Genomic DNA, 26,610 nt, shown 5'->3' with positions numbered 1-26,610 from the left:
GGGCGGGGGGTAGCCAGTCGGCGGGGGTGCGGTCGCCCTTGTTTTCGTTCGTTCGGCCGTCGACGGCCAGTAGGTTGAATTCGATGTCGTTGGCGAATTGGATGCGTTGTGGCGCAGGCCATGTGGATGCGCCCATGTCCCAGGCGGCTGCCAGGGGGTAGACGTGGTCGATTTGTACCGTGCGGGCGTGGGAGCGGTCGAAGGCTATGCTGCGGCCGGTGTAAGGGTCTCGGAGAGTTCCGGCCAGTACTACGCAGTTGTCGGTGTGCGGGCGGAATCGTACGGCGCTCAACTGTCGGGCGAGGACGCTGTTGCGCGGATCGCACGTGCTGGCGGGTGTGGATGTGCCGGACCAGGCTGCACCGAATACGCAGCCTCGACCGATGCCGCAGCCGCGCTCGTAACCGCCAGGATGTGGGCGTTGCGGTACGACTCTGACCACGGACAGCAGCCGTTCCAGCTGGGCGCGGGTCGGACTGCCCGGCGCCGGCAGGGTGTCGCCGGTCAGCTTGCCGAACAGCGTGGGACCACCCACGATCACCAGTGCTACCAGTATCGCGACGACCGGCGCCGCCAGCGCCCAGCCCCATCCACCCCTGTCCGATTGCACGGCACCACTTCTACACCGCGGTGCCGACAGGTTTCACAACCAGGCGCGGGCGAGCAGGTCGTCGGTCGCCATGTCGGCGGACTGGGGTGGGAATCGGGTCGCCGCGACCGTCTCGGCGCGGGCGCCGTCGTGGCCGATGAGCCATGAACCGCCGCGGTCCTCGCACTCGGCGATCTTGCCGAAGACGGTGAGCAGGAACGTGATCGCCTCCTGCGCGGTCGCGGTGCGCGCCAGCCGTTGCGATTCGCCCGGGCGCGAGAGATCCAGCCATACCCCGGCCTGACCGTCCAGGCGCATACCGACGATCTTCGCGGTATCGATGAAGGTGAATTTACGCCGTTCCCATGGTGTGGTCGGCGGAAACTCTGCTCGAGGACCTGGAGCAGAATCGTCATATTCACTGCCCTCCTACAGCGCCCGCCCGGCTCGAACCCACCGGGTGTGCGGGCGCGAACCATGTGGTTGTGCGGTGCGAATGTTGTGTTGCTGCATTACACGGCCGAATCTGTTTCTTCGGCCGTGACCAGCGGATTTGTCAATGTTTCCATGGTAGTCCGACATGGTCCGCGGCGATAGAGGAGCTTCGACGGAACTTCTCGGTCGGAATAACTTCTGATTCGCGGCGTGAGTGACACGATAACTCCCGAGGTCTGCGATGGCAGCGATCGATCATCTGCAAACTCACTAGTTCGGGATTGTCTGTCCGTCGATTCCCTTTGTATCGGTGCGATTTCGTCGATATACGACCCAAAGGTTTCGAATGTATATTGTCCGGTGGTGCAGAAATGACTGTCGCACAATATTTTTCATAGGGTATGTGCGGGATGGCAGGTTTGCCGGGTCGCTGTGTCGGGCGACGAGGAACCGGCACGGCGAAGGGCCGGCGCCTTCGAGTCCCCTTCAACGCCCGGCGATTTCATGGCAACTGTGAGGCATGTCACACAAGTTTGCCCGAGATGTTATCGGGTAGTTATCGTGCGGAGCGCACACGTGCCATTCGGGGAACGGGGGGCACTTGATCAAGTTGATGAGGGTGGTGTAGCGACGTGACAGGTCGGCATAGGAAGTTGACCATCGCGAAGCGGGTGGTTCTCCCTGCTGTGGGGGCTGTCCCGTTGGCGTTGGTGGTCGGCTGTTCCAGCACGACGAACCAGGCCGGTCACACCTCCACCTCCGAGGCATCGGCCACCACCGCACCCACCGAGGAGTCGCCCGCGCCTTTCGTGCCGGGCACCTCCACCGCTCCGCCGCCAGGGCAGCAACAGCAGTCGACGACCGGCCCCGTCACCACGACGCAGCCCGGTGTCACCTCGAGCTGGTCCAACAGTGAGTACACACCGAATACGGTGCAGCCGGGCCTGGTGCAGCCGTCCGGTCCGCAGCCGGGCGTTGTCACGCCGCTGCCGAACTACGTTGTCCCGCCGGACTTCCGGCCCGTGCCCGACGCCGAGTACACCCAGCCCGCCCCGGCGGTGAACCTGTCCCAACTGCATGCGCCGGAATACGTCGCGCCGGTCAAGCCGATCGCCCCGCCGCCGCGCACGCTGCGCGTCGGCAACTACAGCACCCCGGTACCGAGTGCCGTGCCCGACAAGGTGCTGAGGCAGGTCAACGTGACAGCCGCGCGCGGCGAGGCCATCGTCGCCACCGATATGAACTCGATCGGCGTCAACCCGGACCGGTCCGACCGGATCGCCGGGACAGCGGCAGCCGGTGCGGCTGTGGGTGCGCTGGTCGCCGGTGTTCCGGCCGCTGTGGCAGGCGGTGTGGTCGGTGGCATCATCGGCGGCACCCTCGGCACCGTGGCGTCGGCGCCGACCGTCGCGGGCATTCCGATGGGTATTGCCGGCGGCGCGGCGATCGGCGCGGTCGCGGGCGCGGCGGCGACGGGCATTCCGGCCGCATTCGTCGGTGGCGCGGTCGGCGCGGTCGCGGGCGCGGTCATCGGCGCCTACTCCTGACCTGGTCCATCCGCCACGTCGACAACACCATCTACCCACGGCTGGCCTGTCGGTGGCGGCTGGTTGGATGGAGTGATGCTGCACGGATTGTGGACGCCCGGTTCGGGCCTGGTGCTGTGGCAGCCCCCAGGCACTGATGCCGTCGCGGCCATCGACGCCGTGACGGTGCCCGATCCACTGGGCGCGGTGGTCCAGGCAGCGCGATTCCGGCACCGGGCTCAGGTGCTGATGGCCGGTCCGGAGGGCCCGCACACGGTCGAGGTCCGCGGTCATGCGCTCACGCCGCAATCGGCCGCCCCCATCCTGCTGCAACAGCTGCCCCCGGGCGCGATCGCGGCCGATCTGCGTTTCCTCGGACACGTCGCCCGGGGCGTCGAGCGCTGGGTGCGCGGCGGGCGGGTCGTCCCCGAGCTACTGCGCGACGATGGCGACTGGTGGGTGCGCTGGCGCCTGGTCGGCGGGCAGCGGCAGCGGGCCTGGCTGGCCGAACTCGCCGCCGCCATGCCGCCCGCCCTGCGTGTGGCCGGACGTCCCGCGGCGCTGTTGGAGGACATGGTCACCGAACTGGCCGACCCGATCGCGCGGTCGTTGCTCGATATACCGAAGCACGCTACGGGCTCGAACGGGCCGCATCCCCTGATCACCGCGCTGAGTTCCGGCACACCGCTGGCGTCGGGATCGCATCGCGTCGCCACGGCCCTGCAGCAGTGGCGCACGAGTCTGACCGTCGGTGAGCCGGAACTGGTCCTGCGCCTGATCGAGCCTGACGATGACCCCGAGGAGGATACGCGGGCCTTCACGGCGCTGTGGCGCCTCGAGGTATGCCTGCGTTCGGAAGGTGAAGCGCCGCTGCCGGTTCCGGTCAACGGTGATCCGGCGCAGCTGCGCCTGGCGGGGGAGCGGGTGACCGCGGCCATCGCCGCGTATCCGATGCTGCAGCGTCTGCCGCGCGATCCCGGCGGCATCGACTTCCTGCTGCCGACCGAGGTCGTCCAGGATCTGGTCGCCCACGGCGCGCACGAATTGCGTTCCGCGGGTGTGCAATTACTGTTGCCCCGGTCCTGGCGGATCGTGACCCCGAGCATGCGGATGCAGGTGCAGAGCCCCGCGGCGACCGAAACCGCGGTCGGTATGGACGGTCTGGTGTCCTACCGCTGGGAGCTCGCGCTCGGCGATACCGTGCTGACGCCCGCTGAGATGGCGCGCCTGGTGCAGTCCAAATCGGATCTGGTGCGGTTGCGCGGGGAGTGGGTGCAGGCCGACCATCGGGCGTTGGCAGCGGCCGCCCAGTACCTCGAGGGGCGCACCGACGAGACGACCGGTTCGCTGACCGAGTTGCTCGGGGAGATCGCCGCCAGCGAGGTCAGGCATGTGCCGATCGAGGATGTCACCGCCAGCGGCTGGGTGTCCGAGCTGTTGGAGGCGCACCGGGCGGTCGAGGAGATTGCGCCACCGGCCGGATTGAAGGCCGATCTGCGCCCCTACCAGCTGCGCGGGCTCACCTGGTTGGCGACGATGAACCGCCTCGGCTGCGGCGGCATCCTCGCCGACGATATGGGGCTGGGCAAAACGGTGCAGGTAATCGCCCTGCTGGTACACGAGAGGGAGACTGCCGCGAGCACCGTCGGCACGGGTGCCCGCACACTCGTGCCCGCGAATCGAACCGTGAAGTCCCCCGGAGTCGGTGAAGAGGGTACGGATGTGCCGATCGCGCCCGTCGGCCCGACACTGCTGGTGGCGCCGATGTCGGTAGTGGGCAACTGGCAGCGCGAGGTCGAGCGGTTCGCCCCGGGCCTTCGGGTGCTCGTCCATCACGGCGCGAACCGGCGCAAGGACGCGGAGTTGGATGCGGCGGTGGCAGATTCGGATCTGGTCATCACCACCTATGCGTTGCTTGCCCGGGATGTGGACCAGCTGAAGCGGCAGGGCTGGCAGCGAGTGGTGCTCGACGAGGCGCAGCACATCAAGAACTCCGCCACCCGCCAGGCCCGCGCCGCGCGCGCTGTACCCGCGCGACATCGTCTGGCACTCACCGGAACTCCGGTGGAAAATCGGCTCGAGGAGTTGCGCTCGATCCTGGACTTCGCCGCGCCGGCGTTGCTGGGCAAACCCTCGGTGTTCCACGCGCGTTTCGCCGTGCCGATCGAGCGCGAGCGTGACGAGAACGCCCTGACCCGGTTGCGCACGGTCACTTCGCCGTTCGTGCTGCGCCGGGTCAAGACCGATCCGGCGGTGATCTCGGATCTGCCGGACAAGATCGAGATGACGGTACGTGCCAACCTCACCGTCGAGCAGGCGGCGCTGTATCAGGCGGTCGTCGACGATATGCTGGCGAAACTCAAAGGTGCCAAGGGCATGTCTCGCAAGGGGGCGGTACTGGGCGCATTGACCAGGCTCAAGCAGGTGTGCAATCACCCGGCGCACTACCTGGGCGACGGCTCGGGGGTGCTCAAGCGCGGACAGCATCGCTCGGGCAAGCTGGGGCTGGTCGAGGACGTGCTGGAATCGGTGCTGGCCGATGGTGAGAAGGCGATCCTGTTCACCCAGTTCCGCGAGTTCGGCAACCTGATCGCTCCGTACCTGACCGAACGGTTCGGTGCTCAGGTCCCGTTCCTTCATGGCGGCGTGACCAAAAAAGGCCGCGACGTCATGGTCGACCGTTTCCAGGAGGACCAGGGGCCGCCGCTGATGCTGCTGTCGCTCAAGGCCGGTGGCACCGGCCTGAACCTCACCGCCGCCAATCATGTTGTGCACCTAGACCGCTGGTGGAATCCGGCGGTGGAGAACCAGGCCACCGACCGCGCCTTCCGCATCGGCCAGCGCCGCGACGTGCAGGTGCGCAAGCTCGTCTGCGTCGACACCATCGAGGAGCGCATCGACGACATGATCACCGGTAAGCAGGAATTGGCGAACCTGACAGTCGGCACCGGCGAGAACTGGATCACGGAGTTGAGCACCGAGGAGCTGAGCCGGCTGTTCGCCCTGGGTACGGAGGCGATCGGCGAGTGAGCGGAGCGCAGCGGAGTGAACCATCGAGCCAGCGTGCCGGGCACACGACGGAGCCGAGCGCTAGCGAGGTGGAGTCGTGAGCGGAGCGCAGCGGAGTGAACCATCGAGCCAGCGTGCCGGGCACACGACGGAGCCGAGCGCTAGCGAGGTGGAGTCGTGAGTCCGTTCGAGGACTACAGCAAGTACGGTCCGCGCCGCCCGGTCAAGGGTGGCGTCCAATCCCGCAGTCGTCGTGGTTCTTTCGCGCGTACATGGTGGGGTCGGGCCTTCATCGACGCGATCGAACAGGTCGCCGACGCCGGACGCCTGGCCCGTGGCCGAACCTACGCCCGCTCCGGCCAGGTGGTGAATTACCACATCGAGTCCGGCCTGGTCACCGCCGAGGTGCAGGGCAGCCAGCCGCGCCCGTTCACCGCGCAGCTGACCCTGCGTACGCTGCGCGACGAACGCCTGGACGAGGTCCTCGACCTGATCCGCGACACACCCGGCATGCTCGCCCAGATCGCGTCGGGCACCATTCCGAAGGAACTGGGCCCGCTGCTGCTGCCCACGACGGCCGCCGAATTGAATTTCGGGTGCAGCTGCCCCGACCAGGGCTGGCCGTGCAAACACGTCGCCGCGGTCTGCTACATCATCTCCGAACGCCTCGACGACGAGCCCGCGGTGATGCTCACCCTGCGCGGTCTGGACCTGGACACTCTCATCGGCGGCGTGCAGCGCGAGAACGGGCCCACGGTCTCCGACGACCTCTACGGCGAGAACATCGTCCTCCCTGACCTGCCCCGGGTCGAATTCCGCTCGGCCATGGACGATCTGGACCCGCTCCCACTGCGCCAGGCGCTGCGGATGACCGCCGAGGACGAGCGAACGGCGGAATCCGGGCTGCGCGAGCTGCGTGCGCTGTACCAGAGCCTGGACGGGTAGAACCGTTCCGGTGCGATTCCGGCTGGGATCCGCCGATGCGCGGTGGATCGCCCGGCGCGGCGGCCGCGGCCGCGTGGATGCGGTGGATGGCGGGTGATGTGCCGGGACGTCGTAGGGTGGGGTTATGTCCGGTGGTGAGATAGTGGACGACCTCGGCGCGGTGGTGCCATTGCGGCAACCGGTGCGGCGGGTGGTGTCGCTGGTACCGTCCCTGACCGAGGCGATCGCTGTGACCTGCCCGGATCTGCTGATCGCGGCGACGCAGTGGTGCACCCATCCGGCGGATCTCGCGGTCGAGCGGGTACGCGGCACGAAGAATCCGGACGTACGCCGCATCGTGGACTTGGCGCCGGATCTGGTGGTGTGCAATCAGGAGGAGAACCGCCGCATCGATGTCGAGCGTCTGCGTACCGCCGGAATTCCGGTGTGGGTGACCAGAATCCGAACGGTCGACGAGGCGTTCACCTCGATGACAAGACTCTTCGAGATCGCCCTGAGCGCGGACCGCCCGCAATGGCTCACCGAGGCGGAATCGGCCTGGTCGCCTCCGCCGCCGCACCCACCCCGTAACGCCGTGATCCCGATCTGGCGCCGCCCATGGATGGTCGTCGGTCGCGACACCTTCACCGAGGACCTCGCCCGCCGCCTGGGCCTACGCCTCGCCCACGCCGACCGTGACGATCGCTATCCGACGGTCTCCGACGAGGAACTGGTCCGTGGCGTGGACCTGGCGGTCCTCCCCGACGAACCCTACGTCTTCACCGAATCCGACGGCCCCGAGGCATTCCCGGACATCCCGGTAGCCCTGGTATCCGGCCGCGACCTCACCTGGTACGGCCCCTCCCTGCGCACCGCACGCTCGCGCCTGTCGGACGAACTCGCCCGCACCGCCGGCCGGGGACATGCGGTCGGCGGGTGAGATTCAGCGCAGGTCACGTCCGTAGACGTCGGTCGGAACCCATGCCGGATCGGGTACGTGGGGATGCGGGATCGGCCGGTGCGGATCTGGTTCGATCGGCTGGGGTCGTGGGATTCCGGCGACTCTGGGGATAGGGCAACGCCCGGGGTTGTCGACAGCTCGAGCGTCGACACACCCCGGGCGCCTCAGCGCGGACGTTCGATCAGACGTTGCGGCGGTACTGTCCGCCGACGGTGAAGAACGCGTCGGTGATCTGTTGCAGGGTGCAGACTTTCGCGGCGTCCATGAGGACCTCGAACACGTTGGCGTCGGTGCGGGCGGCGGCCGCCAGCTGTTCCAGGGCGGCGTGTGCGGCGTCGCGGTGGTGGGTCTGGTAGTCGCGGGTGCGGTGCAGCTGAGACTGCTTCTCTTCCTCTGTGCCGCGGGCCAATTCGATCTCGCGATGCTCCTCGGGATGCGGGTTGCGGAAGGTGTTGACGCCGATGATCGGCAGGGTGCCGTCGTGTTTGCGCTGTTCGTACAGCATGGACTCGTCCTGGATACGGCCGCGCTGGTAGCCGGTCTCCATCGCGCCCAGGACGCCGCCGCGTTCGGAGATGCGCTCGAATTCGGTGAGCACCGCCTCCTCGACCAGGTCGGTGAGCTCGTCGATGATGTAGCTGCCCTGCAGCGGATTCTCGTTCATCGCCAGGCCCCACTCCCGGTTGATGATCAACTGAATGGCCAGGGCTCGGCGCACCGATTCCTCGGTGGGCGTGGTGACCGCCTCGTCGTAGGCGTTGGTGTGCAGGCTGTTGCAGTTGTCGTAGAGGGCGATCAGCGCCTGCAGGGTGGTGCGAATGTCGTTGAAATTCATCTCCTGTGCGTGCAGCGAGCGTCCGGAGGTCTGCACGTGGTACTTGAGCTTCTGGGAGCGTTCGTTCGCACCGTACTTGTCCCGCATCGTGATCGCCCAGATCCGCCGCGCCACCCGGCCGATCACCGAATACTCCGGGTCCATGCCGTTGGAGAAGAAGAAGGACAGATTCGGCGCGAAGTCGTCGATATCCATACCGCGCGCGAGATATGCCTCTACATAGGTGAATCCGTTGGAGAGGGTGAACGCCAGCTGGCTGATCGGATTCGCACCGGCCTCGGCGATGTGATAACCCGAGATCGAGACCGAGTAGAAGTTGCGAACATCGTTGCGCACGAAGTATTCCTGGATATCGGCCATCATGCGCAGGCTGAACTCGGTGGAGAAGATACAGGTGTTCTGCCCCTGATCCTCCTTGAGAATGTCGGCCTGGACGGTACCGCGCACGGTCGCCAGGGTGCGGGCGCGAATATCGGCGGCCTCGGCATCGCTGGGCTCACGGCCCTCGGAGTCGGAGAATCGTTGCACCGCTTGGTCGATTGCGGTATTGAGGAAGTAGGCGAGGATGGTCGGCGCGGGGCCGTTGATCGTCATCGACACCGAGGTCGTCGGCGAGGTGAGATCGAAGCCGTCGTACAGCGCCTTCATATCGTCCAGGCTGGCGACGGAAACCCCCGAGGTGCCGACCTTTCCGTAGATGTCGGGCCGCTCGGCCGGATCGTGCCCGTACAGGGTCACCGAATCGAACGCCGTGGACAGACGGGTGGCCTCGGCATGCTCGGACAGCACCTTGAACCGGCGGTTGGTACGGAACGGATCGCCCTCACCGGCGAACATCCGGGCCGGATCCTCGTTGTCCCGTTTGAACGGGAACACCCCCGCCGTGAAGGGGAATCGTCCGGGGAGATTCTCCGCGCGCAGGAACCGCAGCAGCTCACCGTGATCGGTGAATCGGGGCAGCGCTACCCGGGAAATCGAGTTGCCCGACAGCGATGTGCGGCGAAGCGTCGTGCGAATCTCCTTGTCCCGCACCTTGACGACCTGCTCGTCACCGCGGTAGGACTCGACGACCGAGGGCCACTGCGCGAGCAGTTCGGCATTCTGCGCCGCCAGTTCCTTGCGCGCCCGTGTGAGAAGTTCGCTCACCTCGGGGTGCTCCGATGCGCCGGACAGCTCGTCGAGCACCAGCTCCAGACGCTGAACGCGTTGTGCCGCAACAATCTGCTCCGCGGTATCCGCATGGTATCCCCGGACGGTCTCGGCGATCTCCGCCAGATACCGCACCCGCGCCGGCGGGATGATCTGTGCGAACCGAGTGGATGCGCGGGTGTCGACCCGCGGCAGCACGCCCGGCTCGAGCGGCAGTCCCCGTTCCGCGAGCGCGCTGGTCAGATGCTGGTACAGGGCCGTCACGCCGTCGTCGTTGAATGTCGCGGCGCTGGTTCCGAATACGGGCATCTCCTCGGGTGGCACACCGAACGCCTCCCGGTTGCGCACGAGCTGGCGCGACACATCACGCAACGCGTCGGCGGCCCCGCGCCGCTCGAACTTGTTGATGGCCACCACATCCGCGTAATCGAGCATGTCGATCTTCTCCAGCTGTGAGGCCGCGCCGAATTCCGGCGTCATCACATACAGCGAGTAGTCGACGTAATCGACGATGGCCGCATCGCCCTGTCCGATACCCGGCGTCTCCAGGATCACCAGGTCGTAACCCGCCGCCTTGCAGGCCAGAATCATCGCGTCGATATTGGTCGGCAGCTCGTGCGAGCCCCGGGTGGCCAGCGAACGGAAGTAGATGTGGCCGTCGTCCAGGGAGTTCATCCGGATCCGGTCGCCGAGCAGCGCGCCGCCCCCGCGCCGCCGGGTCGGATCCACCGCCAGGATCGCCACGCGCAGCTTGTCCTGCTGATCCGAACGCAGTCGGCGCACAAGTTCGTCTGTGAGCGAGGACTTTCCGGATCCGCCGGTGCCGGTGATGCCGAGCACGGGGACGCGCCGCGCGGCCGCGGCGGCGGTGATCGCCGCCAGATCGTCCGCGGGCAGCGCATCGGCCTGCAGGCAGCTGATGGTGCGCGCCAGTGCTTTTCGCTCACCGGCCAGCACCGCCTCGATCTCCGCCGGCTCGCGTGAGAGGTCCACATCGCAGTCGTGCACCAGCTCGTTGATCATGCCGGGCAGTCCCAGCCGCTGCCCGTCCTCGGGGGAGAAGATCCGCACCCCGGCCTGCCGGAGCCGGTCGATCTCGGCGTCCACGATCACGCCGCCGCCGCCCCCGAAGATCCGCACATCCCCGGCGCCGGCCTCGCGCAGCGCGGTGGCCAGATATTCGAAGTATTCGACGTGCCCGCCCTGATACGAGCTGATCGCGACGCCCTGCGCGTCCTCGGTGAGTACCGCGTCGACCACCTCGCGCACGGCCCGGTTGTGACCGAGATGAATCACCTCGGCGCCCTGCGATTGCAGGATTCGCCGCATGATGTTGATCGCCGCATCGTGCCCGTCGAACAGTGCGGCGGCTGTCACGAAGCGCACAGGATTCACCGGAACGTGCAGGTCGACCATGAGATCCTCCATCAGAGGCCTAGTAATTTGGTGTCCCAATAGTAGGACGTCAAACCAATTCTACTGCGGTGTCGATCGCCGCACCAGGGTGACCTGGTGGCGTGTGCGCATGGGATGGATCACAGTCGTTTCCTCTAGAAATAGTTGGACGTCCATCTATATTCTAGCCGTCATGGAATCCGTGGCGGACGACGCGACCGGGGTGCTGATCGAGAAGGACGACGGTCTGGGCCTGATCACGCTCGACCGGCCTCGCGCCATCAACGCGCTGAACCATCCGATGGCACTGGCCATCCTCGGCGCGTTACGGGAGTGGACGGACGACGATGCGGTGCGCACAGTCGTGATCACCGGCGCGGGGGAGCGCGGGCTGTGTGCCGGCGGGGATATCGTCGCGATCCACGATGACGCGAAAAGCGGCGCCGGGAGCCGTCAGGGGGCCGAGTCGGCGAGCGGGCGGTTCTGGCGGGACGAGTACGTCCTCAACGCGGTCATCGGCCGCTATCCGAAACCGTATGTGGCGGTGATGGACGGCATCGTCATGGGCGGCGGGGTCGGCCTGTCCGGGCATGCGAGCCATCGCATCGTGACCGAACGCTCGCTGGTCGGTATGCCCGAGACCGGGATCGGCTTCGTCCCCGACGTCGGCGGCACCTACCTGCTCTCGCACGCGCCCGGCGAGATCGGCACCCACCTCGGGCTCACCGCCGCGCGCATGGACGGCGGCGATGCGATCGCGGCCGGATTCGCCGACTATTTCGTGCCGTCGGACCAGATTCCGGCGCTGGTGGACGCGCTGCGGACCGCCGAAGCCGAGGTCGCCATCGCCAAGTTCGCTCTGCCCGAACCTGTCTCGAACCTCATGTCCCAGCGGCAATGGATCGATGACTGCTACGGGGCCGACACCGTCGAGGAGATCGTCTCCCGGCTGCACCGGCAATCCCGTCCGGAAGCCGCCGAGGCGGCCGCCGCACTTGCCTCGAAATCGCCTACGGCACTGAAGGCCACGTTGCGCGCACTGCGCTGCGCACGGACGGAGGTGAACCTCGAAACGGCGCTGAACCGGGAGTACCGCACCTCGATCGCCGCCCTGGCCTCCCATGATCTGGTGGAGGGCATCCGTGCCCAGGTCGTCGACAAGGACCGCAACCCACGCTGGTCACCCGCGAACCTGGCCGAGGTCACCGGCATCGACGCCTACTTCGCCCCACTCGGCGAGCACGAACTGGGCCTGACCCCACCCTGAGATCCGAAGCCGGCGATCTACTCGACTATCGTGACCGTCGTCCGCCGGTGCACGCCCAGAAAGGGAACAGCATGCCCGACTTCGAAACCATTCTGCTGGAGCGCAAGGGTCGCGTCGCCCTCATCACGCTGAACCGCCCCAAGGCCCTGAACGCACTGAATTCGCAAGTGATGACCGATATTTCGGCCGCGCTGGACGAGCTCGAGCACGACGACCAGGTCGGTGCGGTCGTGCTCACCGGATCCGAGCGCGCGTTCGCCGCCGGTGCGGACATCAAGGAGATGCAGCCCAAGTCCTATATGGACATGTACCTGGCCGACCAGTTCTCCGGCTGGGACCGCCTGACCGCCTTCCGCAAGCCGATCATCGCCGCGGTCGCCGGATTCGCCCTGGGCGGCGGCTGCGAGCTGGCGATGATGTGCGACATCCTGATCGCCGCCGACACCGCGAAGTTCGGGCAGCCGGAGATCAAGCTCGGCATCATTCCCGGGATGGGCGGCTCCCAGCGCCTGACCCGCGCCGTCGGCAAGGCCAAGGCGATGGATCTCGTGCTGACCGGCCGCAATATGGACGCCGAGGAAGCCGAGCGGGCGGGTCTGGTCTCGCGCGTCGTCCCGGCCGCCGAGCTGATCTCGACCGCGCTCGAGGCGGCCGACGCGATCGCCGCCCTGTCGCTGCCCTCGGTGATGGTCGCCAAGGAGGCGGTGAACCGCGCCTTCGAGACCACCCTGAGCGAGGGGCTGCGCTTCGAACGCCGCGTTTTCCACTCGTTGTTCGCCACCGAGGACCAGAAGGAAGGCATGACGGCGTTCGTGGAGAAGCGGCCGGCGAAGTTCACCAATCGCTGAGCAGCACCCCTTTCCGTCGCTGAACGGCAGCCGATACGCGCTGATCGTCTCCAGTAGCCTGGGGCGCGTGTGGAAGCGCGTGACGGCAGCCGTGACTCTGGCCATCGCACTGGGCTCGGTGGCGGCGTGTGGTTCGAGCGGTTCCCCCGCGCCGACCGTCACCGCGACGGCCCCCTCCGCTGCCGCGGCGATCGGGCTCTGCGGTTCGGTCACCGACGCCGATATCGCCCACGCCACCGGGCTCACCGGGCTGCGGAAGGTGGCCGTGAACCCACTGCGGTGCAGTTGGCAGACGGCCACCGACAGCGACTACGCCGTCATCTTCGAATGGTTCCGGGGTACCCCGCTGGCGGAGCGGCGCACCCAGGTCACCGTCGGTGCACCCAAATCGGTGCAGGTCGCGGGCCATCCCGGAATTCTCTGGTCGGGTTCGCAGGGCTGTGAGATCGCGGTCGGCTCGGGCGGGGAGGACTTCATCGACTGGATCCTCACCGCGAGCGGGAGTAAGGCCGCGCGTCCGCAGGCTTGCTCGAACCTCGAACAGCTTGCCGCCACCACGCTCGCGAAGGCAGGCTAGGGAGTATGCGCAGGTTCGTGCGGCTGACCGCCGCGGTGCTGCTGATCACGGCGGTGGCCGGTTGTTCGAGCAGTACGCCGAAGGTGCGGTCGTCCGCCGATCGCAACGCCGCCGCCCCGAATCTCCTGGCCGGATGTGGGCCGGTGAGCGATCAGTTCATCACCGGGAACCTGCACGCGACCTCGCTACGCCAGCAGAGTTCGCCCACCACCTGCACGTGGACCGCGCAAACCCCCGACGGTGTCGTCGACGCCACGTACAGCTGGTTCCAGGACGATCTGCTGATGCGCGACACCCAGGTCGCCGCCCAGTACGGATACCAGATCCAGAAGCTGGTGGTGGAGAAGTTCGGCGGCATGTACTGGCGCGATCCGAACGATCCGGGCAGCTGCGGTATCACCGCCGCGGATACGGGCACCGTCACCTGGTGGGTGCAGAACCGCAGTCACCTCGCACAGCCCGACCCCTGTGCCGAGGCCATGAGCCTGATGCAGAACACGCTGGTCATCGACGGTAGTTGATACGCGAATCTACCTGGACGGCACCGGATCGACGGGGGTGCCCGCGACCTCCACCGGTGTCGGTGCGGTCCCGTGGGTGTCCGGGCGGTTCGAATCCCGGTTCGTACTGAGCAATCCCACGACCGTCGCGCCGAGTGCCGCCGTAACCGCCAGCGCCGCAACCAGTTTGCGTTTGGAGACCGGCGGGGTTTCGGCGGGCCGCAGCGCGGGGATCTGCGCGAACCGAGCGCCCCGGACCCGGCGGGCCGAGGGCAGCTGCGTGGCCATCAGCACCGCGCCGCGCGCGGAGACGAATTCCGGCTCCGGATCGTAGATGACCGGCAGGTCCAGCAGTTGCGAGAGGGAGTCGCGGATGCGCGGGTTGCGCGCGCAACCTCCCAGCAGCGCCATCGCGTGCGGCGGCACTCCTGTCTCGTCGACGAGCTGGCGCACATAGGACGCCGAGTGATGGATGCCCGCTTCGGCCAGCTCTTCGAAATCGCTGCGCGTCACCACCATTCGCCGTCCGTTGTGCGGATCGCTGGCCGTCAGCACGGGTGCGTGGGTCAGCGCCTCCTTGTAGGAGCGACTGGTCGGCTTGTCGATATTGATTCCGCCGTGCGCCAAGTGCCAGCGCAGCAGGGCATCGTGTCCGTCCCCGCCCAGGATCGTGCTGCGCCGCACCGCGAGGATGGCGTCGGTGCGGCATTCGACCTCGGTGACGGTGAGCCCCGCGGCACCCAGGTCGTAGAGCAGTACCGCGCCCTCGTCCGGCAGCTGACCGCTGAAACGCAGATAGCGCAGCTGGGCCAGCGGTTCGTCGACGATGGTGAGGCGGCTGCGCCCGGCCGTGGCGCGGATGGCGTTCTCGTGCAGGGTGCTGCGGCAGGTGACCGCGATCCCGGTGACGAATTCGTCGCGGTGCGCGGCGGCTTGACGCATCAGGTTGATCGCCGTGAACACCGGTTCCTCGATCCCGGCCCCGGCCCGGCGCGGCACGGTACAGCGATCGATGGGCGGCAGATGCGGCTGGTCGGAGTGCGTCAGCATCGCCCGAGCGCCCCCAGCGCCCGCCGACACCCCGAGGACCAGCACCATGGCCTCCATGGTGAACCTTTTGTGCGCGGATGTGAAGGCGATAGGTCCGATGTCGCTGGGCGGATGCTGAAAGGTTATGCGCCGCGCCCGGGATCCGGGTTGCTATGCCCAGAGCGTCGGCGTGTCGCCCGTATCGAAATCGCCCGAGGCACGACGGAACTCCGAGAGCAGCTCCAGCAGCAGTCGCAGTCGCTGCGGGGGAAGACCGGGCTGGGCGAAGACCGCGGCGTTGAGTTCCCGGGTCGCCTGCGCCACCACCTCACGGCCGGAGCCGGTGATCTCGATCAGCGTTGCCCTCCGGTCACTCGGATGCGGCACCCGCTTGACCAGCTGGGCCGCCTCGAGCCGGTCCACGGTATTGGTCACGCTGGTCGGATGAACCTGCAACCGGGCGCTGGCCACTGCCATCGGCAGCGCCCCCGTCTTGCTGAAGCTCAGCAGCGCCAGCAGTTCGTAGCGGGAGAAGGTCAGCCCCGAGGGGCGCAGCGCCTCGTCCACCCGCGCCATCACGATCTGCTGCGCCCGCACCAGCGACGTCACCGCCGCCATCCCGTCCGCGACCTCGCCCCAGCCGTGCGAGGTCCATTGACGATGGGCCTCCGCGATCGGGTCGAGGGGGAGCGGGCGAGATGTGGCCATGAGGCGAGTCTATTTGTTCCTCATCCGTAGTTTCCGATCATGGTGACCGTAAAACTGGGATGGGCAGCGCTCGGGCGGCACTATGGACAGCGATGCGGGTGTGCCCGAGTGGTCAGGGTGCGGTCTGCAAAACCGTGTACGCGGGTTCGATTCCCGCCACTCGCTCTGCATCTCCGAACAGATGTCCGGTGCCGCTATGTCAACCCCGAGAAATCGCGGTGCACGGCGTGATTGCGGTCTGCTGTCGTGCCCAGCGTGTATTCCGGTAGGAGGCCGAGATATTCGGCGCGACTGCGGGTGCTCCAGCGCCGGGCGTCGGGAGCGCGGGTCTTGTAGAAGTTGGCTGTGTAGCCGCCCTCGTACAGGCGCAGCAGGGTATAGCCGCCCGGATATTCCTTCACCGCACCGACTTCCAGGAATTCGACGTTCAGCGGTACGTCGGGGGCGGTTCGGCGGTTGCGGTGGGTGTGACCCGCGTGATGCAGGAATACTCCCGGAATCGTGCTGTACAGCGATTGCAGCGCAAGGGCATCGGGCCGATTCAGTACGAAATTCACGCCGTTGATGTTGGTCAGGGCCGATTCCCAGGTGACCGGATGGTGACCGAAAACCAGTGTCGGGCGATCGGGATCGGCCGTCAGCAGCTCGCGCAGCAGGGTGAACTGCTCCGGATCGATCGCGCCTCCGGCGGCGTCGAGCATCGTGGTGTCCAGGCCGAGCAGGCGTAGCTCGCCGAGTCGATGGTCGACGAGTTGTCCTCGGGGACGGAAGGATTCGCCCCAGCAGTCGTGGTGTTCCGCGTCGGCCACCGTCGGGCATCCGGCGTACTCGGCGCCGATATGTGGGCGGTCGTGATTGCCGCGCACCGCGAACCAGTCACGATCCGCGACGCCCCAGGAGTCCAATCGCGCTCGCACGTCGGCGCTCTGGTCGGGGGTCGCCTCCGCGGTGAGGTCGCCGGCGACCAGCAGATGGTCCACGTCGCGGTCGGGCCGGCGCAGATCCTCCAGCATCGCGGCGAGCATCAGTTCGGGATACGGCGGCAGGCCCGGCTCCTGCTCCACGCCCGGCGGCCAGCCGTTCATGATCAGCCCGGCGATCTGTTCGCCGATGTGCAGATCGTTGGACAGCGCCAGCGTGCGCAGCAGGCGCCCCGGCGGCGGCGCCAGCGTGGTGAACTGACCGGTGCATTCCGGGCTCGTGGGCAGATGGGTGGCCACGGTCAGGGCCGGGGTGGCACGCACGCCGTCCGACCACGCCTCGAAACGGTAGGTTCGTCCGGGTTCGAGGCCCGTGACCTCCGCGTAGTGGTAGGGCGTTCGGACCGGGTCCTCGAAACAGGGCCGGGCGGGTGCGAGCGCGTCGGCCGGGGCCAGGTGGAGGCGCGTGCCCGCATCAACCGGCACCGGATTGCCGGACGGATCGAGAGCCAGGGTGGTCCAGGTCAGTACCACCGAGGTATCGGTGATGGTGACGACCTCGAGGTCGGTGGCGATCATGGAACCAGCCTGCGCGCGAGCCGGGCCTGCCGCCAGGATCGGTATCGCGGCCAGTGCGGCCAGCACGCGTCGCCGGTTCGGCCCGCAGCACGTCACTTCGCTCCCCTTGCACATCCGGCGTGTCGGGACCTCGGAACTACCGTCCCCGCGCACCCTACGGCACCGGGCCGGACGCCAGCTGCTTCGGCGGCCGTCCCGCAGGGCCTTGGCTACCACGTGTTTTGTCCATCGGTGGCCCGGTGCTGGCACGTCAACAATTGTTGGCCTACAGTCGTTGGCATGACCGCCGAGACATCCGAAACGCCGACGCGCCGCTCCGACGTCACTCGCGCCGCCATCCTGGACGCGGCGCGCCGCCGCTTCGCGCGGGACGGCTTTCACAAGGCGACCATCCGTGCGATCGCCGCCGACGCCGGTATCGACCCGTCGATGGTCATGCGGTACTACGGCAACAAGGAGGGGCTGTTCACCGCCGCCCTCGACATCGACCTCGGGCTGCCCGACCTCGGGCTGGTGGATCCGGGCTCGTTCGGCGAGGTGCTCGTGCGCCGATTCCTGGCGATCTGGGAGACGCCGCCGAGCAACGAGGTCCTGATGACGCTGCTGCGCACGGTGGTCACCGACGAGTCGATGGTCGAGCGTGTGCTGCAACTGTTCGCCACCCAGGCCATGCCGATGGTGCTGCGTGCCGGGGATCCGGCCGACGCACCGCATCGCGCGGGCCTGGTCGTCAGCCAGATCCTGGGACTTGCCCTGTGCCGCTACGTATTGCGTATTCCGTCGGTCGTCGCGCTGACGCACGACGAGCTCGTCGCCGATATCGCCCCGACCCTGCAGCGCTATCTGACGATGCGCCCGGGGCGATAGGACCGGCCGTCGCGACCCGTAGGCTCGAGGTGCCCGTGGCAGTGGAAATGTGAGGTGACGTGGTGAGTCTGCTCGAGGAACTGACAGGTGACCTGCCCGCGGGCCGGATCGTGACGGATCCGGACGTGCTCACGCGTTACCTGCACGACGAGGCCGAGTGGGCGCCGTACGAGGCCCCGCTGGCAGTCGTGCGTCCCCGCACCGCCGCCGACGTCCAGACAGTCGTGCGTCGCTGTGTCGCGCACCGCACACCGGTGATCGCGCGTGGCGCGGGAACCGGGCTGTCCGGCGGCGCGAACGCGATCGCCGGGAGCGTGATGCTGTCGTTCGAGCAGATGAACGCCATCGCGCGGATCGATGAGCTGGAACGCCTCGCGGTCGTGCAGCCCGGGGTGGTCAACGACGATCTGCGCAGCGCCTGCGCCGAGCACGGCCTGTGGTATCCGCCGGATCCGGCGAGCGCGCCGTGGTCCACGATCGGCGGCAACGTCGCCACCAACGCCGGCGGGCTGTGCTGCGTGAAATACGGCGTGACCAGAGATTATGTACTCGGTATGCAAATCGTCACCGGCACAGGTGAATTGGTGCGGCTGGGCCGGAGCACCGCCAAGGGCGTCGCGGGCTACGACCTGGCCGGGCTGATGGTCGGTTCCGAGGGCACCCTGGGCATCATCACCGAGATCACGGTGCGGCTGCGGCCCCGTCGCCCGGCCGAGCGCACGGTGGCGGGCTATTTCGATTCCATCGTCAGCGCCGGTCGTGCGGTGGAGGCGGTGATCGGCTCCGGGGTGATCCCCTCGGCCCTGGAACTCATCGACCGGCACTGCCTGCGCGCGGTGGACGACTGGAAGAAGCTCGGACTGTCGGTGGACGCCGACGTCGTCCTGCTCGGCCGGGTCGACACCGTCGGCGCCGCAGGCGAATCCGAGGCCGAGACGATGCGCGCGTGCTTCGAGAAGTGCGGCGCGACCTGGAGCGCGGTCTCCACCGACGAGACCGAATCCGAGGCCCTGTTCCAGGCTCGCCGCCTGGCCTACCCCGCGCTCGAACGCCTGGGCCCCCTTCTCACCGAAGACATTTGCGTGCCGATCGGCGCGGTCCCCGACATGCTCGGCCGCATCGAGGAGATCGCCGCCCACCACGACATCCTGATCGCCAACATCGCCCACGCCGGCGACGGCAACCTGCACCCCCTGCTGATCACCCCGCCCGGCGACACCGCCGCCCGCACCCGAGCCCAGTCCGCCTTCACCGACATCATCGACGCCGCCCTGCGATTCGGCGGCACCGTCACCGGCGAACACGGCGTAGGCCTGCTCAAGATGAACGGCCTGGCCAAGGAACTCGACCCCGTCGTCATGTCCATGCACCACGCCGTCAAACAGTCCCTCGACCCCTACGGAATCCTCAACCCCGGCAAGGTGATCCCGACCCCTTGAACGCGCCCTGCCGGATGCGTGTGTGACAACTCGTGACACCGAAGGCGGTTGAACCGCTGGCACAAAAAAGGCCCTGACCAGTTGCGCACTGGTCAGGGCCATTTCGTGGTGTGCCCTCGGCAGGATTCGAACCTGCGGCCTTCTGCTCCGGAGGCAGACGCTCTATCCCCTGAGCTACGAGGGCGGGGATTGGACCCGCTCGTCCATGAGTCCGATCGGGCTGGGACAGCGTATCGCATCGGGGGCGGTGAGCCAAAAAGGGTGTGCTGGGCGGGGAAAACCCGATGCGGGGTGTGGGGGGTCGCTGATATATCGGTGTGGGAGGGAGTGTTGGTGCGGTGACGACGGCGAGGTCGTCGAGCCGGGCGTGGCAAACCCGCTGACAGCGTGCACCTGCTCGAACCATAGGATGGTGAGTCGTGACTCCAGTTGACCTTGCGGAACTCCTTCGTGCTACCGCCGCGAAGGTGCTTGTCGAGCGCGGAGCGGACCCGTCGGTCCTGCCCGCCGAGGTCACGGTGGAGCGTCCGCGCAATCCGGAGCACGGTGATTACGCCACGAACGTGGCCATGCAGGTGGCCAAGAAGGCGGGGATGAACCCGCGTGAGCTGGCCGGACTGCTCGCCGACGCGCTTTCGGCCGCCGACGGCATCGAGGTCGCCGAGGTCGCGGGCCCGGGCTTCCTGAACATCCGGCTGGCCGCCGAGGCGCAGAGCGCGATCATCGAGACGGTGCTGGCCGCGGGCCACGGATACGGCGCCGCCCAGGCCCTGGCCGGTAAGAACATCAACCTGGAATTCGTCTCGGCCAACCCGACCGGCCCGATTCACCTCGGTGGCACCCGATGGGCCGCGGTGGGCGACGCGCTCGGCCGCATCCTGGTCGCGCAGGGCGCGCAGGTCACCCGCGAGTACTATTTCAACGACAACGGCGCGCAGATCGACCGCTTCGCCAACTCCCTGACCGCCGCCGCGACCGGCGCGCCCACCCCCGACGACGGCTATGCGGGCGCCTATATTTCCGAGATCGTCGATACGATCGTCGCGGCGAATCCCGGTGCGGCCGAATTGCCCGCGGACGAACGGCACGAACTGTTCCGCCGTGAGGGTGTCGAGTTGATGTTCGGGCGCATCAAGGCGAGCCTGCACGATTTCGGCACCGATTTCGACGTCTATTTCAACGAGAGTTCGCTCTTCGCCTCCGGTGAGGTCGAGCGTGCCGTTGCCGAATTGAAGGCGTCCGGCAAGCTGTACGAAAAAGACGGCGCATGGTGGATCGCCTCCACCGAATACGGTGACGACAAGGACCGCGTCGTCATCAAGAGCGACGGTAATTCCGCCTATATCGCCGGTGATATCGCGTATTTCCACAACAAGCGCGCCCGCGGTTTCAATCTGTGCATCTACATGCTCGGCGCCGACCACCACGGATACATCGGACGGCTGAAGGCCGCCGCGGCCGCGTTCGGCGACGATCCGGACACCGTCGAGGTGCTCATCGGCCAGATGGTGAATCTGGTGAAAGACGGTGTGCCCGTGCGGATGTCCAAGCGGGCGGGCACGGTGATCACGCTCGAGGACCTGGTCGATCTGATCGGCGTCGACGCGGCGCGGTATTCGCTGGTGCGCTCGTCGGTCAACACCAGCATCGATATCGATCTGGACCTGTGGACCAAGCAGGACAGCGTCAACCCGGTGTACTACGTGCAGTACGCGCACGCGCGCACCTGCCGGATCATCGAGAATTCCGCCGCGTTCGACTTCGCCTCGGTCGCACCGGATTTCGCCGCGATGACGGCCGACCGCGAGGGCGAGCTGATGCGCACCCTTGGCGAGTACCCGCGCGTGGTCGCCATGGCCGCACAGCTGCGCGAGCCGCATCGCGTCGTGCGCTATCTGGAGGATCTGGCGGGCGTGTATCACCCGTTCCAGTCCGACGACGATATGCGCGTGCTCCCCAAGGGCGACGAGCCGCTGACGCCGCGGCACGCCGCCCGGCTGGAACTGGTCAAGGCCACCAGGCAAGTGCTGCGCAACGGGCTGACGCTGCTGGGCGTCGGCGCCCCGGAGCGCATGTGAGCCCCGCTCTACCAGTCGTACCGGCCGGATACCGCATTCGGCCGGAAGGCCGAGTTGCCGGCCGAGAAGTATGGAAGGAAATGCTGTGAGCGCCCACCCGGCAGGACCTCGGCATGCCGAGATCCCCCATGCCCCGAATCTGCCGGAGCGGCCCGATGATCCGGCGAGGTTGATCGATCTGCCCGCGAATGTGTGGCCGCGCAACGCCTCTCGCGATGCCGACGGCATGGTCCGGCTCGCCGGTGTGCCCGTGAACGAGCTTGCGGCACAGTACGGTACGCCGCTGTTCGTCATCGATGAGGACGACTTCCGTTCCCGCTGCAGGGATATGCTGCGCGCATTCGGAACCAACACGCGAGTCCACTATGCCTCCAAGGCATTTCTCTGCGGCGAGGTCGCCCGCTGGGTGCGTGACGAGGGCCTGTCGCTGGATGTCTGTTCGGGCGGCGAGCTCGCGGTGGCCCTGCACGCCGGATTCCCGGCCGAGCGAATTGCCTTGCACGGCAACAATAAATCCGTCGCCGAGCTGGACGCTGCGGTCGCCGCGGGCGTCGGGCACGTGGTGGTCGACTCACTGATCGAGATCGACCGGCTCGAGGCCGCCGCCGGCCGCGCCGGGGCGGTGCAGGACGTGCTGATTCGCGTCACCGTCGGCGTGGAAGCCCATACGCACGAATACATTTCGACCGCGCACGAGGACCAGAAGTTCGGCTTCTCCATCGCCGGCGGCGACGCCATGGAGGCGCTGTCGCGGGTGTTCGACGCGGACAACCTGCGCCTGGTCGGCCTGCACAGCCACATCGGTTCGCAGATCTTCGATATCGACGGCTTCGAGATCTCCGTGCATCGGATGCTGCGCCTGCTGTACGAGGCCATCGAGAAGTTCGGCGTGACGCGGACCGAGCAGATCCACACCCTGGATATCGGTGGGGGACTGGGTATTTCGTACCTTCCCGGCGACGACGCGCCGCCGCTGGACGATTTCGCGAAGAAGGTCATGAACCTGATCACCGAGGAGGCGGCGGCGATCGGCCTGCCCACTCCGTCGGTGGCGGTGGAGCCGGGCCGTGCGATCGCCGGACCGGGCACCGTGACCCTCTACGAGGTCGGCACGATCAAGGACGTCGCCCTCGACGCCGGCGCCCAGCGCCGGTATATCAGCGTCGACGGCGGAATGAGCGACAACATCCGCCCCGCGCTGTACCAGGCCGACTACGACTGCCGACTGGTCTCGCGCGCCAGCTCTGCCGCGCCGGTCGTGGCCCGCGTGGTCGGGAAGCATTGCGAGAGCGGCGATATCGTCATCCGCGACACCTGGATGCAGAACGACCTCACCCCCGGCGATCTGATCGCGGTGGCGGCGACGGGTGCGTACTGCTACTCCATGTCCAGCCGATACAACCTGTTGACCCGTCCGGCGGTGGTCGCCGTGCGGGACGGGAAGGCCCGTCTGATCCTGCGCCGCGAGACGGTGGACGATCTGCTGAGTTTGGAGGTGCGGGAATGAACAGTCGGTCCGCTTACGGATCCGATCATCCGATCGGCGTCGCGGTTCTGGGCATGGGCAATGTCGGGACCGAGGTGGTCCGGATCATTCAGAACCAAACCGAGGACCTGCGCCAGCGTGTCGGCGCCGCGCTCGTGCTGCGCGGCGTGGCGGTGCGCCGCCCGGACGTCGACCGGGGCATTCCGGCCGAGCTGCTCACCACCGACGCGCACGCGCTGGTCGCCCGCGACGACGTGGACCTGGTCGTGGAGGTCATGGGCGGTATCGATCCGGCCCGCGAGCTGATCGGCGCCGCGCTGAGCGCGGGCAAGTCGGTGGTGACCGCAAACAAGGCGCTGCTGGCCGACTACACCGGCGAACTCGCCGCGGCGGCCCTGCCCAGTCGCGCGGATCTGTACTTCGAGGCGGCGGTGGCCGGCGCGATTCCGGTGGTTCGCCCGCTGATCCAGTCGATGTCCGGTGACCGCGTCAACCGTGTCGTCGGAATCGTCAACGGCACAACGAATTTCATTCTGTCAGCGATGGACGAGACCGGCGCGGACTACGACGAGACGCTCGCCGAGGCCACCCGCTTGGGCTATGCCGAGGCCGACCCGACCGCCGACGTGGAGGGCTTCGACGCCGCCGCCAAGGCCGCGATCCTGGCCTCGTTGGCCTTCCACACCCGTGTCACCGCCGCGGACGTCTACCGCGAGGGCATCTCCAAGATCACCTCCGAGGATATGGAAACCGCCGCGGCCGTCGGCTGCACCGTCAAACTGCTGGCTATCTGTGAACGCGTACCCGGCCGTCCCGCCGCCGAGGAGGGCGGCAAGGACCGCATCTCGGTACGGGTGTACCCCGCGCTGATCCCGCGCAAGCATCCGTTATCCGCGGTCACCGGCGCGTTCAACGCTGTGGTCGTCGAGGCGGAGAACGCGGGCCGGTTGATGTTCTACGGCCAGGGCGCCGGCGGCGCCCCGACCGCCTCCGCGGTGATGGGTGACCTGGTCATGGCCGCGCGCAACAAGTTCTACGGTGGCCGCGCACCGGGCGAATCGGTCTATGCTGAGCTGCCGATCGCGCCGATCGGCGATACGCCCACGCGGTACCACGTGAATCTGCAGGTCGCCGACCGCACCGGAGTCCTCCAGGAGGTCGCCGGTGAGTTCGCCCGGCACGGTGTCAGCATCTCGACGGTCCGCCAGGAGGGTTCCGACGAGGGCGCCCGCCTGGTTGTGGTGACCCACGAGGCAGCGGAGTCGGCGCTGGCAGATACGGTGGCCGCATTGGCCGAGCTGGAATCCGTCACGTCCGTGACCAGCGTTCTGAGATTGGAAGGCACCGAGGAATGAATCAGGCAGGAGTGCCTCTTCCCACCGCGGTACACACCCCCTGGCCGGGGCTGATCGAGGCCTACCGCGACCGCCTCGCGGTGGGCGCCGACTGGGAGACGGTCACGCTGTACGAGGGCGGCACCCCGCTGGTGCCCGCGCACCATCTGTCGCAGCTCACCGGCTGTGAGGTTTATCTCAAGGTCGAGGGCCTGAACCCGACCGGCTCGTTCAAGGACCGCGGCATGACCGTCGCGATGACCGACGCCAAGGCCCGCGGCCAGCAGGCGGTGCTGTGCGCCTCGACCGGCAACACCTCGGCCTCGGCCGCGGCGTACGCCACCCGGGCCGGCATGCACTGCGCGGTGCTGATCCCGCAGGGCAAGATCGCGATGGGCAAGCTCGCCCAGGCGGTGATGCTGGGCGCCAAGATCATTCAGGTGGACGGCAACTTCGACGACTGCCTCGAGCTCGCGCGCAAGGTGACCTCGGAGTTCCCGCAGGTCGGCCTCGTGAACTCGGTGAACCCGGCGCGCATCGAGGGCCAGAAGACAGCCGCCTTCGAGATCTGCGACGCCCTGGGCCGGGCCCCCGACGTGCACGCGCTCCCGGTCGGCAACGCGGGCAACATCACCGCGTACTGGAAGGGCTACGGCGAGTATTACGCCGACGGCCTGGTCTCCAGCCGCCCGCGCATGCTCGGCGTCCAGGCCGCCGGTGCCGCGCCGCTGGTCAACGGCGCGCCGGTGAAGAATCCCGAGACCATCGCCACCGCCATCCGGATCGGCGCTCCCGCGTCGTGGAACAGCGCGGTGAATGCCCAGCAGGAGTCCGGCGGCGCGTTCCGCGCGGCCACCGACGAGGAGATCCTCGAGGCGTATCACCTGGTCGCGAGCACCGAGGGCGTCTTCGTCGAGCCCGCCTCGGCCGCCAGCGTGGCCGGGCTGCTGGCCGCGCGCAAGGAGGGCTGGCTCGAGGCCGGACTCACCGTGGTCTGCACGGTGACAGGTAACGGCCTCAAGGATCCCGACACCGCGCTGTCGGGCATGCCGCCGGTGCAGGCGATCCAGGTCGATCCGGTCGCGGTCGCCCGAGAGCTGGAACTGATCGAGTGAATCACGTCACAGAGCCCCGGCACACGCGCGGCGCGGAAGTGACCGAGCGCCGGCGAGGCGCGGCGGTCACCGAAACCCTGCCTGCCGGACTGAGTGTCACGGCGCGCGTGCCCGCGTCCAGCGCCAATCTCGGGCCGGGATTCGATTCCCTGGGTGTCGCACTGGGCCTCTACGACGAGATCACGGTACGGACCACCGAATCCGGGCTGGCCGTTCGGGTGGAGGGTGAGGGCGCCGACGATGTGCCTTGGGGCCCTTCGCATCTGGTGGTACGCGCGATCGAGCGCGGCCTGGAATCGGCGGGCGTATGGGCCGACGGCCTGGATGTGATGTGCCGCAATGTGATTCCGCACTCACGAGGGCTGGGCTCCTCGGCCTCGGCCGTGGTCGGCGGGCTGGCGGCGGGCCGTGCGCTGGCCGCGAAGTTCGATCCCGAACTGGCTTGTGGCGAGGCCGAATTGGTGCAGCTGGCCGCGGAGTTCGAGGGCCATCCCGACAACGCCGCCGCCAGCGTACTGGGCGGAATCGTGGTGTCCTGGACCGAGAACGAGCAGGTGGCGGACGGTGACAGACCGGGCCGGCGCTATTTCGCCGCGAGGTTGAACCCACATCCCTCGCTGCGCGCCTTCGCACTGATCCCCGAGGAGCGTTCGGCGACAGCGCACACCCGCGGGCTGCTGCCCGAGACGGTTCCGCACGCCGACGCGGCATTCAACGCCAGCCGCGCCGCACTGGCGGTCGTGGCCCTCACCGAGCGTCCTGACCTGCTGCTTCCCGCCACCGCGGATCGGCTGCACCAGGGCTATCGCGCCGGCGCGCTTCCCTTGACGACGGCGTGGATCGCCCGGCTGCGCGCGGCCGGAATCGCCGCGATGGTCTCCGGCGCGGGCCCGACGGTCCTGGCGCTGACCACCGAAGAGTTCCCTGCCGAACTGCGCGAACTCGCGACCTCCGAGGGTCTGCGGGTGGTCGAGCCGGTCATATCCGATGGTGTCCTGACCGATTGATTCGGACCCGATTCCAGATGAACGGCGTGGCTG

The 26,610-nt window shown here is 67.7% G+C and carries 20 protein-coding genes, 2 tRNA genes and 1 pseudogene; 16 read left to right on the top strand and 7 right to left on the bottom strand.

The annotated features are described in order from the left end of the window. Both JZ791_RS24215 and JZ791_RS24210 read right to left on the bottom strand, forming a co-directional pair. Nucleotides 1–610 (bottom strand): HNH endonuclease family protein (locus JZ791_RS24215; RefSeq protein WP_438804560.1); only part of this gene is annotated, 610 nt, incomplete at its 3' end. Between the two features lie 33 nt (nt 611–643). Further along, nucleotides 644–1,005: pseudogene (locus tag JZ791_RS24210) on the bottom strand (hypothetical protein). 705 nt (nt 1,006–1,710) lie between these two features. Here JZ791_RS24210 and JZ791_RS24205 point away from each other — a divergent pair. The 4 genes from JZ791_RS24205 (at nt 1,711) to JZ791_RS24190 (ending at nt 7,423) form a co-directional block, all read left to right on the top strand. Then, entirely contained in the window at nt 1,711–2,571 is an 861-nt protein-coding gene (locus tag JZ791_RS24205) for a hypothetical protein (protein ID WP_308163063.1), read from the top strand. Nucleotides 2,572–2,646: 75 nt separating this feature from the next. Further along, nucleotides 2,647–5,580, top strand: a complete 2,934-nt coding sequence (locus tag JZ791_RS24200) for a DEAD/DEAH box helicase (protein WP_216897497.1) — start codon at nt 2,647–2,649, stop codon at nt 5,578–5,580. Nucleotides 5,581–5,736: 156 nt separating this feature from the next. Then, nucleotides 5,737–6,504: an SWIM zinc finger family protein gene (locus JZ791_RS24195; RefSeq protein ID WP_216897496.1), complete on the top strand. Its 768-nt coding sequence runs from the start codon at nt 5,737–5,739 to the stop codon at nt 6,502–6,504. Between the two features lie 124 nt (nt 6,505–6,628). After that, complete coding sequence (locus JZ791_RS24190) at nt 6,629–7,423, top strand: helical backbone metal receptor (RefSeq protein ID WP_254206219.1); 795 nt, start codon at nt 6,629–6,631, stop codon at nt 7,421–7,423. Between the two features lie 202 nt (nt 7,424–7,625). Here JZ791_RS24190 and icmF read toward each other — a convergent pair whose 3' ends face one another. Beyond that, on the bottom strand, nt 7,626–10,856 hold the full coding sequence (icmF, locus tag JZ791_RS24185) for a fused isobutyryl-CoA mutase/GTPase IcmF (protein WP_254206218.1): 3,231 nt from the start codon (nt 10,854–10,856) through the stop codon (nt 7,626–7,628). Nucleotides 10,857–11,016: 160 nt separating this feature from the next. Between icmF and JZ791_RS24180 the strand changes: the two genes are divergently transcribed. The 4 genes from JZ791_RS24180 (at nt 11,017) to JZ791_RS24165 (ending at nt 14,036) form a co-directional block, all read left to right on the top strand. After that, complete coding sequence (locus tag JZ791_RS24180; RefSeq protein WP_216897495.1) at nt 11,017–12,090, top strand: enoyl-CoA hydratase/isomerase family protein; 1,074 nt, start codon at nt 11,017–11,019, stop codon at nt 12,088–12,090. Between the two features lie 71 nt (nt 12,091–12,161). Then, a complete protein-coding gene (locus JZ791_RS24175) occupies nt 12,162–12,938 on the top strand; it encodes an enoyl-CoA hydratase (RefSeq protein ID WP_216897494.1) in 777 nt (258 codons plus the stop codon). 67 nt (nt 12,939–13,005) lie between these two features. Then, on the top strand, nt 13,006–13,515 hold the full coding sequence (locus JZ791_RS24170; protein WP_216897493.1) for a DUF3558 family protein: 510 nt from the start codon (nt 13,006–13,008) through the stop codon (nt 13,513–13,515). Nucleotides 13,516–13,520: 5 nt separating this feature from the next. Further along, the gene (locus JZ791_RS24165; protein WP_216897492.1) at nt 13,521–14,036 is read left to right on the top strand and encodes a DUF3558 family protein; all 516 of its coding nucleotides are present in this window, start codon (nt 13,521–13,523) and stop codon (nt 14,034–14,036) included. A gap of 9 nt (nt 14,037–14,045) precedes the next feature. Here the strand turns inward: JZ791_RS24165 and JZ791_RS24160 are convergent, their stop codons facing one another. Beyond that, nucleotides 14,046–15,122: an Hsp70 family protein gene (locus JZ791_RS24160; protein WP_254206217.1), complete on the bottom strand. Its 1,077-nt coding sequence runs from the start codon at nt 15,120–15,122 to the stop codon at nt 14,046–14,048. Nucleotides 15,123–15,215: 93 nt separating this feature from the next. Then, on the bottom strand, nt 15,216–15,752 hold the full coding sequence (locus JZ791_RS24155) for a MarR family winged helix-turn-helix transcriptional regulator (RefSeq protein ID WP_216897491.1): 537 nt from the start codon (nt 15,750–15,752) through the stop codon (nt 15,216–15,218). Between the two features lie 94 nt (nt 15,753–15,846). Here JZ791_RS24155 and JZ791_RS24150 point away from each other — a divergent pair. Then, a tRNA-Cys gene (locus JZ791_RS24150) sits at nt 15,847–15,917 on the top strand. Nucleotides 15,918–15,946: 29 nt separating this feature from the next. Here JZ791_RS24150 and JZ791_RS24145 read toward each other — a convergent pair. Next, nucleotides 15,947–17,347: a metallophosphoesterase gene (locus JZ791_RS24145; RefSeq protein ID WP_308163062.1), complete on the bottom strand. Its 1,401-nt coding sequence runs from the start codon at nt 17,345–17,347 to the stop codon at nt 15,947–15,949. Nucleotides 17,348–17,530: 183 nt separating this feature from the next. Between JZ791_RS24145 and JZ791_RS24140 the strand changes: the two genes are divergently transcribed. Together JZ791_RS24140 and JZ791_RS24135 are read left to right on the top strand one after the other, a co-directional pair. After that, nucleotides 17,531–18,118 carry a TetR/AcrR family transcriptional regulator gene (locus tag JZ791_RS24140; RefSeq protein ID WP_216897489.1) on the top strand — a complete coding sequence of 196 codons (588 nt, stop codon included), beginning with the start codon at nt 17,531–17,533 and terminating at the stop codon, nt 18,116–18,118. 62 nt (nt 18,119–18,180) lie between these two features. Continuing rightward, the gene (locus tag JZ791_RS24135; RefSeq protein WP_216897488.1) at nt 18,181–19,557 is read left to right on the top strand and encodes an FAD-binding oxidoreductase; all 1,377 of its coding nucleotides are present in this window, start codon (nt 18,181–18,183) and stop codon (nt 19,555–19,557) included. A 111-nt stretch (nt 19,558–19,668) separates the two neighbouring features. Here JZ791_RS24135 and JZ791_RS24130 read toward each other — a convergent pair. Further along, nucleotides 19,669–19,741: transfer RNA gene (locus tag JZ791_RS24130), tRNA-Arg, on the bottom strand. 235 nt (nt 19,742–19,976) lie between these two features. Here JZ791_RS24130 and argS point away from each other — a divergent pair. The 5 genes from argS (at nt 19,977) to thrB (ending at nt 26,577) form a co-directional block, all read left to right on the top strand. Next, nucleotides 19,977–21,635 carry an arginine--tRNA ligase gene (gene argS, locus JZ791_RS24125; protein WP_216897487.1) on the top strand — a complete coding sequence of 553 codons (1,659 nt, stop codon included), beginning with the start codon at nt 19,977–19,979 and terminating at the stop codon, nt 21,633–21,635. Between the two features lie 85 nt (nt 21,636–21,720). Continuing rightward, nucleotides 21,721–23,142, top strand: a complete 1,422-nt coding sequence (lysA, locus tag JZ791_RS24120) for a diaminopimelate decarboxylase (protein WP_216897486.1) — start codon at nt 21,721–21,723, stop codon at nt 23,140–23,142. Beyond that, the gene (locus tag JZ791_RS24115; protein ID WP_216897485.1) at nt 23,139–24,476 is read left to right on the top strand and encodes a homoserine dehydrogenase; all 1,338 of its coding nucleotides are present in this window, start codon (nt 23,139–23,141) and stop codon (nt 24,474–24,476) included. Before lysA ends, JZ791_RS24115 begins: the two co-directional genes overlap by 4 nt. Next, nucleotides 24,473–25,570 (top strand): threonine synthase, encoded by a 1,098-nt coding sequence (thrC, locus tag JZ791_RS24110; RefSeq protein ID WP_216897484.1) that lies wholly within the window; start codon nt 24,473–24,475, stop codon nt 25,568–25,570. The genes JZ791_RS24115 and thrC overlap by 4 nt, the downstream gene beginning before the upstream one ends. A 38-nt stretch (nt 25,571–25,608) precedes the next feature. After that, nucleotides 25,609–26,577: a homoserine kinase gene (gene thrB / locus JZ791_RS24105; protein WP_216897483.1), complete on the top strand. Its 969-nt coding sequence runs from the start codon at nt 25,609–25,611 to the stop codon at nt 26,575–26,577. Nucleotides 26,578–26,610: the final 33 nt, after the last annotated feature.

It is taken from the genome of Nocardia alni, from assembly GCF_019038435.1.
Lineage (GTDB): Bacteria > Actinomycetota > Actinomycetes > Mycobacteriales > Mycobacteriaceae > Nocardia > Nocardia alni.
This window is presented reverse-complemented; position numbering and strand designations above follow the sequence as displayed.